Here is a 14,291-nt window from a genome sequence, read left to right on the forward strand (position 1 = left end):
CTTTTATTAATGTAAATAACTTATTATAAATAGTAAGGTCTCCTCTAAGGGGAGAGTCAATGGTAATGAGAGAAAAAATATAAAGGAAGAGATTCAGGTGAAAAAATTATTTTCTATTGGAGAAGTTGCAAAAATAAAGGATATAACGATAAAAGCATTAAGGTACTATCATAAGATGGGGATTCTTATTCCAAAACAAATTGATGAATCAACAGGATATAGGTATTACTCTATAGAGCAATTTATTCACATTGATATTATAAAAAGCTGTAGAGAGCTAAACACCAGTATAGTAGAACTTCAAAAGATTTTTAAGGAATGTAATACAGATAAATTGCTGCAATTTTTACAATTGAAGAGAGAGGAAGCGGAAGAAAATATAAAGAAAATGAAAGAAGTAATCGAAACGATTGATTGTTTAAATGAGAAGGTAGGAAGTTCGCAGGATATATTAAATAATGATGAAATATCTATTAAGTTCTTTGAACAGCGTTATGTCATTGTAGCGCCTTGTAAAGAAGTGGGGAGTTTACAGGAGTTACTTTATTATTCTGATTTAGAGAAAACTATTCAAGATTATGAAGAGAAAATGGCAATGGAAATGGGTATTCTATACAATGTCAATGAAAAGTGGGATGTAGAACCGAAGTATGTTTTTAATAAGGTACAAGATCATGTACATATGGAAGAGATGCAAAATATAAAAGTATTACCGGGCGGGAACTATGTAACATTAGCGTATAGTAAAGAAAATGAAGAAGAACGTTGGAATACTATAATTAAATATATAAAAGAAAATAATATAGAAGTGGAGAGTTTTATTGAAGTAGAGTTAGTTAATGATTTTTTTAGTACGGAGTCTTATAGTTGTCAAATTCAAATTTTTATAGGGGATAGTGAGAATAAGAAGTTTTGATTCCATAATTTTAGGGAGGGGACTGTCTCAAAAGCCTAACCCTAAATATATCGACTTAACTGCAAAATACGACAATGATAGCCTATTTATTAATAAAAAGAGGCCGTCCCAAAAAAAATGGGACGGCCTCATGAGTAGCAAGGAACGTATTATTTACGTGAGAAACCTTCTTCATCAAGGTATTCCGCAGCTTCTGGATAAGAGTTGAATGTACCGTCTAAGTTTACGCCAGCGTAAGCGTTCCACATGTCATCCTCTGAGATAAGAGTTAGGATATGACCGTCTTCATTACGCCATTCCTCTTCGGCAGCAGGTTCCATTGGTGCTACAATTTCCTCTTGCTCCTGTGATAGACGTTCAATTACTTTTTCAATTAATGAACGCAGTTCTTCTTCTGAAAACTCACGGATGTTAATCATGCCTTTATCATCTGTTTTATAACCTTTAATAAAGTTTGCATATACAAATCCGTTTCCATTTGGGTGTAAATGATATACAACGTTCTTTTTATCTAAACGACTTTCTTCAAAGTGAAAGTTTACGCGTTTTAATGATACGTTCTTTCTTTCTAATTCCGGGAAAGATTCAATAATTGATAATTTTTCTTCAAAAGTTAGCATAGTGCCTCCAAGTATATAGTAAAAGATTTAATTTGTTTATTATAGCATAGTCAAGTTTGTTTCCAAAGGTAGATTCGTCATATTGCTGTTTTTTAGGTTGACTTGGGAAGGCTATTTATAAATGTAGACGTTTACTTCACGATACTGTAAAGAGTTTTTTATAAATACGCTAACGAATGATTTGTTTTAGATGTACAATGGAATGTGGACTTTATCCCGCTATTTGCGGGCAGTAAGACTCCCACCTCAAATTTTGGCGAATGCGGGGAAGTTAGGTGGGAGTCGGGCTGCCTGTAAACGCCCGATTGGTTCAACTAATAATCAGTGGGGGATGAACAAAACCCCCCACTGATTAAAGTTTCACTTTATACAAAGGTGGTTATTTATATGTTTCAAAAAACAGCAAAGGAATGTTTAGCAGGGTTTACTGTTGCGATTGTTGCTTTGCCGCTAGCAATTGCATTTGGTATTGCCGCAACTGGAACGTCTGAGGGAGCGTTAGTTGGACTATATGGTGCGATTTTTGCTGGTTTGTTTGCAGCGCTATTTGGTGGTACACCGGGGCAAGTAACGGGGCCAACTGGGCCGATTACAGTTATTGCAACAGGCGTTATTGCAACTCACGGATTAGAAGCAAGTTTTATTGCATTTATGATGGCAGGGTTATTTCAAATCTTATTTGGTGTATGTAAGCTCGGCTCTTACGTTCGTTACATTCCATATCCTGTTGTTTCTGGATTTATGAACGGAATTGCACTGATTATTATTTTAGGTGAAATGAAGCACGTACAAAATAGCTTTCTACTTGTGTTATTAACGATCATTGTAATGATTGTTTCTGGAAAATGGATTAAGGCCATTCCATCAAGTTTAGTAGCATTAGTAGGTGTTACAGTAACGTTGCCGTTATTTTCTTCTATGCTACAAGGAATTACGGTAAACTTACCAGTTGTAGGAACTCTTTCTTTAAATAAGATGATTGAAAAGATTGGTGCAATTCCAGAGGCGATGCCATCTCTTCACGTACCGAATTTAGACGCAAATGGCATGTTAGCACTTGTATTACCAGCACTTAGTATTGCTTTACTAGGATCAATTGACTCATTATTAACGTCTGTCGTAATGGATAATGTGACGGGGACACGTCATAAAAGTAATAAAGAGTTAATCGGACAAGGTATTGGTAATATTGCGAGCGGTTTGTTCGGCGGATTAGCAGGAGCAGGTGCAACTGTTAGATCTATCGTCAATATAAGAAGCGGGGGGAAGACGGCACTTTCAGCTTGTATGCATAGTGTCATCTTATTTATTTTCATTATGGGACTCGGTTCAGTCGTACAATATATTCCACTTGCTGTATTATCAGGTATTTTAATTTTAACTGGCATAGGTATGTTTGATTGGGAAAGCATGAGGAAAGTGCATGTAGCACCGAGAGGCGATGTGATTGTTATGTTCGTGACGATGTTTGTGACAGTAAAATTCGATTTAATGGTTGCTGTTGCATTTGGCATTATTCTTTCTTTCATTATATACATGGTGAAGTGTAAAGAACGTAAAGCTTCTATTATAAAAGAAAAAGAAGCGACGTATACAATTCAGGGACCACTTTCATTTCTATCAGTAGATCGTATTTTTGCTTCTTTACAAGATGTGAAGTCACCAGTTAGTTTACGTATGAAAGATGTACGCTATATGGATGTATCAGGAGCTATGGCATTATTAAACTTTGTTGAGCAATCGGATAAATTAGGAGCGAGTGTGACACTTGAACATGTACAACCGCATGTTGAAAAAACGATAGTGATGATGGCGAATGATGAGCAAAAAGAGAAATTACGATTTTCGGAAATTAAAACGATATAATAATAAGGGCTTTCACACGGAATGCTTTGTAGAGTGTGAAAGTCCTTATTATTTTTACTGGGTTTATTATGTGTAAAATCCATATATCTAGATGTTATACGTTTATTGACAATTGATAAACTAAGCAGTATAGTAACATCTTAGATTAACAGTATGATAAATAGTATATGAATTTTAAGATTTTCTTGTATTTGAAAGGAATCGCTTTAAGTTGGAGGGAATATTTGATGTACAAACAGTTACCACATGGAGTGAAAATCGGGATTACACGTTCAATTGTTGCTTCTTTTGAGAAATATATGAAGGATATTGAATGGAACGAAGAAAAGTTTGACATGCAACAATTTGTTGAACAGTGGAAACAATATTTATACACAAAATCGACTTGGATTAATAAAGTTGATGATGAGTTGAAAGGACATCCAGATTTCCATCAAGCATTAGCAATGAAAGTAAATGAAAAAATTAACGAGTTTATTAATGAAGATCCAACTGAAGAGCAATTAGAGTTGTTAAAAAAGAATGAAATAAAGCATATAGATGAAATGTGTAAACTAGAAGCTGAGTATCATATTGAGCGTTTGAAAATGAATTAAATAACATTTTACATAAAAAAACAAGTCGTATATGTAAGAAAGTACGACTTGTTTTTATTTAGTTTTATTTCGGAACAAATGCTGTCCATGTTGATAAATCAATGTCTTGTTGAGCAGCTACAGTTGTAGGGAAAGTAAATGTCCACGGTTTTGTTGAATTCGCTTTTATTTCAAAGTTCTTCAGATTGAAACTGGCTTTTGCGATAACATTCCCAGTCGCATCTGAGATATGTAGCGGCAACTGCTCTATTGTTACATTTCGATTGTGACCATTACGCAGTAAAATTGTTGTATGTAAGCCATTGTTTTCTGCTAGACGAGCTTGTAATCCTAAGAAATTAAGCTCATTTTCTTTAGGTGGTGTAAGGCCTGCAATAAGATCTTGTAATTTCTCCTTGGCGGAGTCTGCTAGTTGGGCTGCCCACGCAGGATCTAGATCTAAAGTATGTTCTTTCTTGAATTCAAACGCTAATTGCCAATCTTCTGCAGACAATTTAGCATCAGTCATTGTAGACTCTTCAAATGTAAATGTCCATGGCATATTCACATTTGAAGGGATATCTTCTAGCGTAGATAGATTAAATGTTTCACGCGCGCAAATTTCATCATCTTTGTTTAATAGTAATAGAGTAATTGTTTCGAATGAAATAGGTTGCGATACACTATTGCGAATGAACGTCGTAATATAATAAGTATTATCACGTCGTTCTGCCTCGATACCGGCCAATGAAATTTGATTTTCTTGTAAGCTAGGTAACGACTTATGTAAAAATTGATAAATATATTTTTGCTCTTGTACAACCTCACCCCATGAAGGATGGAAGTAAAGTGTAGGTTTTACATTTTTACTTTTTAGTGGAGCTTCTTCTCCGCCCAATAGTTGAGAACTAGAAACGACAGTGTCCTTTCCTTTTTTCTTTGCTCTTTTTAAAAACGATAACATGTAATTCACCTCATTATACATTTTGTGGAATTTTTAAATATCGTGCAATATATAAAACCATTTCTTTCTCGAAATGACTGTATGTTTGTAAGAAAATTTCAAAGCCTTCCTTTTGATAAAGACGTGTAGGGTCTTCTTGTTGGTATTGTCTTAATCCAATACCTTCTTTCAAATGTTGCATTGCGCTTAAATGATTTGTCCAACTTGAATCAAGGAAATGTAAACCGATTTGGCGAAATGCTTGCTGAGCCTCTATGTTGCTTTCTGTATTTTTAATACGCTCTATATAACCTGAAATAATATCTTTTAATAAGGCATGTAAATCTTCGATAGAATGGACGTTATTAGCTGATAATAATGGAACTTCCTCGTTTGGTAAAAGTTCTTTTAAATCTTCTGTTAAACTAGTGTAATCCCATTCTTCTGGAAGCATACCTTCTATTAAATAGTTTTTTGCAACTGCATCTACTGCATGTTCAATCATTGGAATGATAATTTCTATCATATTTGTTTCTTTGTTTAAAAGATTATTACGAAGTTTATAGATGACATTTCGTTGATCGTTAGTTACATCATCTAATTTTAAGTTGAATTCTCTTATTCCATAATGGCCACCTTCACAAATTAATTGTGTACGGTTGACAAAGTCATGGATTTTTTGGCTTTGGATTAGACCGTTTTCATCAACTTTAAGGGATTTTTTTAATTTGTCTACTTTTTCGCCCGCGAAGCGTTGAATCATTTCATCTTCTAATGAAAGGAAAAATTGAGAACTTCCAGGGTCACCTTGTCGGCCAGCTCTTCCTTTTAATTGATTATCAACGCGGCGAGATTCATGTCTTTCTGTACCAATTACATGTAAGCCACCAAGTTCATGAACACCTTTTTCTAATAAAATATCAGTGCCTCGTCCTGCCATATTTGTAGCAATTGTAATTTGTCCTTTTTTCCCTGCTAATGCAATTAAGTCAGCCTCTTGTTCAGCGCTTTTCGCATTCAATAGTTGATAGGATAAATTTGCTTCATCTAAATAACGAGCAACCGCTTCTGATTGGAGGATGGACATCGTACCAATTAAGATAGGGCGTTCCTTCTTATTTATGTTTATTACTTCTGTGCGGACAGCTTTATATTTAGCATCAGCTGTTAAATATACGACATCTGTTTTATCTTCGCGAAGTATAGGACGATTCGTTGGAATAGAGATAACTTCCATATTATATACGCGGTTAAATTCTTTTTCTTCTGTTTTAGCTGTACCAGTCATACCGGATAATGCTGGATACATACGGAAGAAGTTTTGAATTGTAATAGATGCTTGCGTTTGATTTTCATCTGTAATTTTTAAGCCTTCTTTAGCTTCAAGTGCTTGGTGTAAGCCGTCGCTTAAAGAACGTCCATCCATAACACGACCTGTAAAAATGTCAACGAGCATAATTTTTTCATCATCGACAATATAATCTACATCTCGTTGGAAAGCGATATATGCACGTAATGCTTGAATCATATAATGATATAAAGTTTGATGCTCTAAATCATATAAGTTATCAATATCAAATAAATCTTCAATCTTCGTAATGCCATCTTCTGTGAAGTTACATGTTCGTGTCTCTGCATCGAAAGTGTAATGCAGAGTATCTTGAAATGTTTTCATTACTTTTGCACATAAGTAATGAAAATCGGAACTGCTTGATTTTTTTCCAGCGATAATGAGGGGAGTTTTTGCCTCATCAATTAAAACGCTGTCAACTTCATCTATAATTGCAAAATGATAGGGACGCTGTACCTGCTGATCTTGAGATGACGCCATATTATCACGAAGATAATCAAAGCCAAATTCAGTACCGATACCGTATGTAATATCAGCTTCATAAGCGTGCTTCTTATCGATAGATTGCATTTGAGCAAGGTTTAATCCAACCGTTAGACCAAGAAATTCATGAACTTGACCAATTAGTTCCTTATCTCGTTTTGCTAAATAATCATTTACTGTAATAACATGGACACCTTTTTTCTCAAGTGCACGTACATAAGTAGGTAGAGAGGAAACGAGTGTTTTTCCTTCTCCAGTAGGCATCTCGGCAATATTTCCTTCTAGTAACACAAGGCCACCAATTAACTGTACATCGTAATGACGGAGACCGAGTACTCGTTTTGCAGCTTCTCGAACGACAGCAAATGCTTCTATTTTTATGTCATCAACTGTTTTTCCACTTTGTAACATATTTTGAAAAGTAACAGTTTTTTGACGTAATTCTTCATCTGATAATGTTTCCATTATGGACTCTAATTGATTAATATCATTCACAATTTGTTCATAATTTTTAATCTTTCTTTTTTGTGAATCTCCCAATAATTTCTTGACCGAATTCAGCATTCTTGTAACACTCCTCTTACTGACAATAGATACATTATAGCATAGTTATACTAGAAAAAAGTAGAAATAGAAAGCGTGAGGGAATATGTGTAAAATCGTTCTTTTGAGCAAGTATTCTTTGTTTTTGCTGTAAAAAAGAAAGTATTCAATATATAAGAAATTTGGTATGATAACTTAATGAGATAAAATGCAATCTCTATAGTTTGTAACAACTTGCTTGAGAATATATGTATAAAAGAAAAGAGAAGGAACATGAATAAGAAGTTTGTAAAAGGTGCAGCAATTTTGACAATTACAACTTTTTTGTCGAAATTACTTGGAAGTTTCTTTCAAATTCCGTTGCAAAATATTGCAGGGGATGAAGTACTTGGAATTTTTCGTCTCGTTTTTCCTGTATATATGATTGCTCTTACATTATCAGTAGCTGGTGTTCCATTAGCAATCTCGAAATTGATTGCAGAGTTGGATGAAAAGAATAATCAAAGAGGAATTGCGAAATTATTTAAATCAGCATCAATTATAGGATTGGCATTTGGAGTTTTCGGATGTTTCGTGATTATATTGTTTTCTACTGAAATTGCAAATATGCTCGGTGGACAAGAAACGAGAGTGCCGTTACTGGTTACGTCATTGGCGTTACTCGTTGCACCATATATGGCAGTTTATCGCGGTTATTTTCAAGGGTTTGGTGATATGAAACCGACGGGAATATCACAAGTCATTGAGCAATTTGTACGAGTGTTCTTTATGTTAATAATCGCTTATATACTTGTATCTTGGAATAAGAGTAGTGATGTTATTACTAGTGGTGCAATGGTTGGGTCTTTTCTTGGTGTAATTAGTTCACTTATATATTTACGTATGACATATAGTAAAAGTCCATACAATTATAAGGAAGACCCATATTCGCTTCGAGATTTGAGAAAAGATGGAAAAAGGATATTGCAAGTATCTATTCCAATTGCTATTGGTGCTTTATCAATGCCACTATTAAATTTAGTAGATTCTCTTACAGTACCACATGTGTTACAAGGATCATCGACAGAAATTCAAGCGCAATTTGGAATATATAGCCGTGGTTTTGCATTCACGCAATTGATTGTTGTTTTCGCAAGTGCAATTGTATTTCCGTTAATACCACTATTAACGTCTGCGTTGGCAAAAAGAGATATACATTTGGCGAAAGTAACAGTCCAAAATACAAATCGACTAGCTCATGTGTTGACAGCCCCGTTAACAATATGGTTAATAGCATTAACAGTACCTTTAAATGTGGGATTGTTTACAGATGCAAAAGGTAGCGGAATGTTAGCAGTTATGATAGGTAGTTCGTATTTTACATCGATTATGGTATTATCAATAGGTGTTTTACAAGGGATTAACCGTTCCGTACAAGCTGCGTGGATCGTTATTGGAGCAAGCTTTGTGAAAGTATTGTTAAACATTGTATTAGCGAGAAAGTATGGAATTGATGGAGCGGCGTATAGTACATTGATTATATATGTGTTAATCTGTATCGTAAATCATCTGTACATTCGAAAATCTCTTTCCTATTCTATTCATATAGGAAGATTTTTTGCTGTAATAGGAATAGCTTGTATTTTAGGATTAGGCTTATATGAACTATCTACTATTATAGATGTTACATCTTCAAGAATTATTGCGTTATTATATAGTGGTGTAGCACTTACTATTACGACAATTTTGTATGGGGTATGTGCTTTGAAATTAAATTGGATATCAAAAAAACAAATACCATTTTTAAATAAATAAATATACAATTATGAAATTATAGTATTGGAATTCGGGCGGGCTTATTAAGAGGATACATTTTAAGGTATCTCGTTTTTTAGGTAAGGAGTTGGCGCCAGTTTATGATGGGTAAAAAAATTGGTTGCCAAATGTTGGAGGAGATTAAGAGTGCGGTTAGTTTTATCAGGATATTATGGTTTTTATAACGTTGGAGACGAAGCTATTCTACAATCGATTATCAAATCGTTAAATAAAGAAAATCCGAATATTGAACTCGTTGTGCTGTCGAATGACCCTGATTATACAAGGAAAATGTACGGTGTAGAGGCTGTAGATCGCTGGAATATAAAGGCAGTTTTTGGCGCGATTAAAAAAAGTGACGGACTTATTAGCGGTGGAGGAAGCCTCCTTCAGGATCAAACGAGTGTGAAGAGCATTTTATATTATACGGGCATTATGGGGTTTGCTCGATTATTAAAAAAGCCATATTATATTTATTCGCAAGGAATAGGACCGATTACAAAAAGGCATAATCGTCTATTAGTAAAATGGCATTTGTCGAAAGCTGCCTACATATCAGTGCGAGATGAGGATTCGTTTTTATATTTAAAAGAACTTGGAATGAAAAAGGATATTGAACTTGTTCCAGATCCGGTTTTAACATGGAAACGAGAGAAGCAATCTGATTGGTTGCAAAAGCATTCGTTGCATGGAAAAATAATTGCAGTTAGTGTACGTTATTGGAATGCAAAAGAAGATTATATGAAAAAGTTAGCTATTGCGCTGAAAAAATTGAAGCAAGAAGGATACCAAATTTTATTTGTCCCGATGCATGGTCCTTTTGATCAAAATGCTTCGCGTGACGTAGTGGATTTAATGGGAGAAGAGACGTATATGCTTCCATATAAAATGGATATTGATGAGAAAATATCTATTTTATCAGAGTGTTCACTTTTAATTGGTATGCGTCTTCATGCCCTTATTTTCTCGGCTGTAGCGAAAACTCCGATGGTTGGGATTTCATACGATCCAAAAATTGATTCGTTTTTACGACAAGTGAATCAACCTGTTATAGGAAGTGTGGATGGAGACTGGAGTGCCGAAGATTTATATAAAATTGCGAAAAAGCAAGTGATGCAGCATGAAGATATACAACAATCTTTACAAAGAAGAGTAGATGAGCTTCAACTGCAAGGGGAACAAGCGGCCAAGAAAATTATTTATCATATAGAAAAAAACACTCTACAGAAAAAGTAGAGTGTTTTTTTGTTAGTGTACTTCTTTACGTTGAAATCTTTTTTTCATATATTGCGTAATGAGATAGACGCCGTAACCTTGCATAATCATAAACGTAGGTATAATAAAGTAACGATAACGCGATTGTATCTCAATAAATATATGGACTCCCGCGTAACCTAAAATTAATAGGGAGAAGAATAGTAACGTTTTATTTTTTTGTTCTTTTATCGTTTTGATGGAAGCTATGCAAGCAAATATGCAAATGCTTATGTAAGATAATTTTTCTAACGTCCATAGTAATCTTGATAATTCGGGTTTTGCATATCCTTCTAGCCCCCAATAAATGGATGCGTCATAATCTCCCCACATAACTTTAAATTTATTCTTGAATAACAATAATAGCTGTCCTTTATCGGCAATTCTTTCTGTAATGAGTTGTTTTTCAATTTCGAAACGTTCCTCGCCAATCGGATATTGAAAAACAAGTTTATGGTCAGGGAAAGAAAATCCACCTGTTGTATCAGGATTGAATCCGACTACAAATTTCCAATAAGGGTCGCGACTAGATAATGGATATTGTGTAACCCCTGTAGTAATTAATGTATAGCTAAAGATAAAGTGCACGATATAATAAATGCCAAGCATACCAATTAACTTTGATACGACCATTTTTTTATTTATTTTTTGATCACCAATTACATGAGTGATAAGTAAGCAAAGAATGAGCGCTAGTAAAATAACAATACCAATTGGTCTCATAATATCGCCAAATGCAATAAGAATACTAACAAATATCCATGCATACGAATGCGAGATTCCTTTTTTTACGAGAAGATAAAAACCAGCGTAGAATAAAAATGTTGCGAGGTGCTGATTTGTTAAAACAGAAGTCATCATGATGTTAGGGATGTATGTTGCGAAAATAAGTGCTGCGACTCTACCGCTAAATTCGTTAAATAGATGCGAAGCTATGCGATATATAAAGTACGTAATGCCAGTGCAATACAGTATGTTTAGTAATTTAATCGCCAATACACCTTCGCCAAACAATTTTATAACACCAGCTTGATACATAGTAAACCCTAATTGATATACCCAAGTAGTGAAGTATGTTTTGTCCGCGAATGAGAAATTGTTATTTGCTGCATCAACTGCTCCGTTATACATTTGTGCGAAATCTTGTACGACATTTGTATGGATTGTTAACACCCATGCAAGGCGCAGTATGAATGCTAGTAAACAAAGAAATATGAGAAATTGTGTTTGAGTAAAGAACCGGTTCACGATAATGGAAATGAATACGATACCGATTAGAACAATCATGAGTGCAACTACAAGTAAAAAGGTGTTGTACTTCGGTTCAGTTATTAAATATTGCAATGAGAAAATAAGAGTCATTACAAAAAATAATACTGTTAATATTTGCAGTGATTTAAATGCAAATGCATATAATCTGGGCATAGTTATCCTCCGTAGTATGTAATATCTTTGTAGTTATTTCTATATAAACAGAAATAACTACGCCATTATATCATAAAGGATTTCACGGTTGTAAAAGGAAAGAGGTACGAAAGAAGAATATTGAATTTATATATTATTCTTATATAATAAAATACGTATTTTAAAAAGGCTTTATATTAATTTTTATTTATCATGTTTATATAATTAGTATATAATCGGTGTTGGAATGATAAATTCGTAGATTACGAGGAGGATAACCGTGAAGAAATTTTCAAAAGGTATTACAGCAGCTGCGTTAACGGGGTCATTGCTTTTAGCTCCTATTTCAAGTTATGCGGCGAGCGATGATATTACAGGTCATCAATTTGAGCAGCATATGCGTTCTCTTATTAATAAAGGAATTATGTCAGGATATGGAGATAATGTATATTTACCGGATAAAGAGATAACGAGAGCAGAGTTTGCTACATTAATAGCGAAAGCGTTACAACTTCCACAAGCAGATTCGAATTTTAATGATGTGCCAAAATCATACGGCTTATATGACGGTGTAAGTAGAGCATTCGGAGCGGGAATTATTAAAGGGCGTAGTCCTGAGACTTTTGCACCTGGTGATGTGGTTACACGTGAAGAAATGGCTGTAATGGTAAAACAGGCGCTAGATTATAAAAAGGTTAAAGTAACTGTAAGTCCGCTTACATTTGCTGATACGAATCGTATTAACTATAAAGAACATGTACAAGTTATGGTAGCAACTCAAATTATTAAAGGCTATCCAGAAGATAATACCTTTAGACCACATTTATCAGCGACAAGAGGTATGGCTTCGGCGATGCTGAACTTAATGCTTGATAAAATTGGTAACAACGGTGGAGAAACGCCTGTAGAAACAAAGAATTATGTATTGTTAAATGATGCAGGAAAAATAGTAGAGCGTTACACTACATATAAAGAAGCTGTTACAGCTGCACAAAATAAAGGCATCAATGCAGTGAAGTATGAAAACGAATACGTGTGGATTAAAGATGGCTTTGCAACGGCGAAGAAAATCCCTGGAAATATAATTAATATTTATGGTGATAATTTACAAACTGTATATACATATCTTCAGTATGGAACGGAATTTAAAGTGTTAGAAGTTGGAGAAGATCGCGTGAAAGTGCAACTCTCTGATTTAACAGGTTATGTGAAGAAAAATGAAATTACTTTAATTCCTGAAAATGAAATGAAAAAGTCATCATATTATGTAAAATCAGATGGATATTTATACCATAAATATTATACGTATGACACAAGTTCACCTGGATATACAGAGTTTAGATATGGTGCGGCGCCTTCTTTCATGAAGCAAGGGCAATCAATGTATAGTATAGATGGAAAGACATTTGGAAATGAAACGTTCTATCAATATTTTAATTATGTATCATTACGTTCTAAAACAGACTATACAGCTGAACAATTAGATAGTTACATAAAATCGGTTAAACCAGATTCTCCACTGATCGGTTTAGGAAAGAAATTTAAAGAAGTAGAAAGTAAGTATAATGTAAATGCATTATTCTTATATTCATTAGCAGTTCATGAAAGTTTATATGGGACGAGTGATCTTGCACGAGAAAAAAATAATTTATTTGGCTTAAATGCAACAGATAATAGTCCATTTGGTAACGGACTAACATTTAATTCAAAAGAAGATTGTATTGAACATGCTGCAAAATTATATATGAATGAAGGATATTTAGACCCATCAAGCTGGCGCTATACAGCAGCGTATACAGGCGATAAATCTGGCGGTTTAAATATGAAATATGCATCTGATGCGAACTGGGGTAAAAAAGTAGCAGGGCATATGTTCCGTTTTGATTCATATTTAGGTAAAAAAGAGTACAACAAATATAAACTTGCACGTGTAACGAATAAGGTAGAAGTGAAAAAAGACCCTCGTACATCGAATGAACGACTGTATAACTTAACGGCAAATAAAGTCGTTACGATTACAGGCGAAGAAATGATAAATGGACAAGCATGGGTTAAAATCATTTCTGATGACCCTGCTGTAAATGAAGCGTATATTGCAAAAGAAAATGTAGAGTACGTAAAACACTAATAAAGTAAACAAAGACTGATCACCTAGATACATTTTGTAAAAAATGAAAAAGGTGATCAGTTTTTTGTTTTCCGAATAAAACAAATGACGGCACCTAATGGTATTTAGTGACATTAAAATGAAAACAATTCCACTTTATTCAAAATAACAACAAATAATTCGACAAAATAACAACGAATAAAACGCATACATGTCGAATGATGTCGATAATTTTAAAGAGTATAAATTATCAATCCATTTATAATATGTGTTATAATACTATCTGTATATTAAATACAAGCGATGTATATGCGTTTACATATTAGAAAACTTGATAAAAACATAATTCGACAAACATTAAGATTTTGTCGAATTATGCGATAATAAAATCTTTAAAAAAAAAGAATTATGACGTATTATATACATGGTTTAACT

10 protein-coding genes are annotated in these 14,291 nt (G+C 34.0%); 6 read left to right on the top strand and 4 right to left on the bottom strand.

Annotated elements, in window-relative coordinates; all coding sequences use genetic code 11:
* Positions 1–97: 97 nt before the first annotated feature.
* The gene (locus KPL75_RS18575) at positions 98–916 is read left to right on the top strand and encodes a MerR family transcriptional regulator (RefSeq protein WP_219917286.1); all 819 of its coding nucleotides are present in this window, start codon (positions 98–100) and stop codon (positions 914–916) included.
* Between the two features lie 149 nt (positions 917–1,065).
* Here KPL75_RS18575 and KPL75_RS18580 read toward each other — a convergent pair whose 3' ends face one another.
* Positions 1,066–1,536 carry a hypothetical protein gene (locus tag KPL75_RS18580; protein ID WP_219917287.1) on the bottom strand — a complete coding sequence of 157 codons (471 nt, stop codon included), beginning with the start codon at positions 1,534–1,536 and terminating at the stop codon, positions 1,066–1,068.
* 387 nt (positions 1,537–1,923) lie between these two features.
* Here KPL75_RS18580 and KPL75_RS18585 point away from each other — a divergent pair, with 387 nt between their 5' ends.
* Together KPL75_RS18585 and KPL75_RS18590 are read left to right on the top strand one after the other, a co-directional pair.
* Positions 1,924–3,402, top strand: coding sequence for a SulP family inorganic anion transporter (locus KPL75_RS18585; protein WP_219917288.1), 1,479 nt, complete (start codon positions 1,924–1,926; stop codon positions 3,400–3,402).
* Positions 3,403–3,629: 227 nt separating this feature from the next.
* Positions 3,630–3,998: a hypothetical protein gene (locus KPL75_RS18590; protein WP_219917289.1), complete on the top strand. Its 369-nt coding sequence runs from the start codon at positions 3,630–3,632 to the stop codon at positions 3,996–3,998.
* Positions 3,999–4,062: 64 nt separating this feature from the next.
* Here KPL75_RS18590 and KPL75_RS18595 read toward each other — a convergent pair whose 3' ends face one another.
* Both KPL75_RS18595 and secA2 read right to left on the bottom strand, forming a co-directional pair.
* A complete protein-coding gene (locus tag KPL75_RS18595) occupies positions 4,063–4,941 on the bottom strand; it encodes an accessory Sec system S-layer assembly protein (protein WP_219917290.1) in 879 nt (292 codons plus the stop codon).
* A gap of 13 nt (positions 4,942–4,954) precedes the next feature.
* Positions 4,955–7,318, bottom strand: a complete 2,364-nt coding sequence (secA2, locus tag KPL75_RS18600) for an accessory Sec system translocase SecA2 (protein ID WP_219917291.1) — start codon at positions 7,316–7,318, stop codon at positions 4,955–4,957.
* Positions 7,319–7,570: 252 nt separating this feature from the next.
* Between secA2 and KPL75_RS18605 the strand changes: the two genes are divergently transcribed.
* Both KPL75_RS18605 and csaB read left to right on the top strand, forming a co-directional pair.
* On the top strand, positions 7,571–9,091 hold the full coding sequence (locus tag KPL75_RS18605; RefSeq protein ID WP_219917292.1) for a putative polysaccharide biosynthesis protein: 1,521 nt from the start codon (positions 7,571–7,573) through the stop codon (positions 9,089–9,091).
* A 147-nt stretch (positions 9,092–9,238) separates the two neighbouring features.
* Positions 9,239–10,327 (top strand): polysaccharide pyruvyl transferase CsaB, encoded by a 1,089-nt coding sequence (gene csaB, locus KPL75_RS18610; RefSeq protein WP_219917293.1) that lies wholly within the window; start codon positions 9,239–9,241, stop codon positions 10,325–10,327.
* A 12-nt stretch (positions 10,328–10,339) separates the two neighbouring features.
* Here the strand turns inward: csaB and KPL75_RS18615 are convergent, their stop codons facing one another.
* A complete protein-coding gene (locus tag KPL75_RS18615) occupies positions 10,340–11,770 on the bottom strand; it encodes a glycosyltransferase family 39 protein (RefSeq protein ID WP_219917294.1) in 1,431 nt (476 codons plus the stop codon).
* Between the two features lie 259 nt (positions 11,771–12,029).
* Between KPL75_RS18615 and KPL75_RS18620 the strand changes: the two genes are divergently transcribed.
* Positions 12,030–13,877: an S-layer homology domain-containing protein gene (locus KPL75_RS18620; RefSeq protein WP_219917295.1), complete on the top strand. Its 1,848-nt coding sequence runs from the start codon at positions 12,030–12,032 to the stop codon at positions 13,875–13,877.
* Positions 13,878–14,291: the final 414 nt, after the last annotated feature.

Source organism: Bacillus sp. NP247, assembly GCF_018966865.1.
In the GTDB taxonomy this organism is placed as follows: domain Bacteria; phylum Bacillota; class Bacilli; order Bacillales; family Bacillaceae_G; genus Bacillus_A.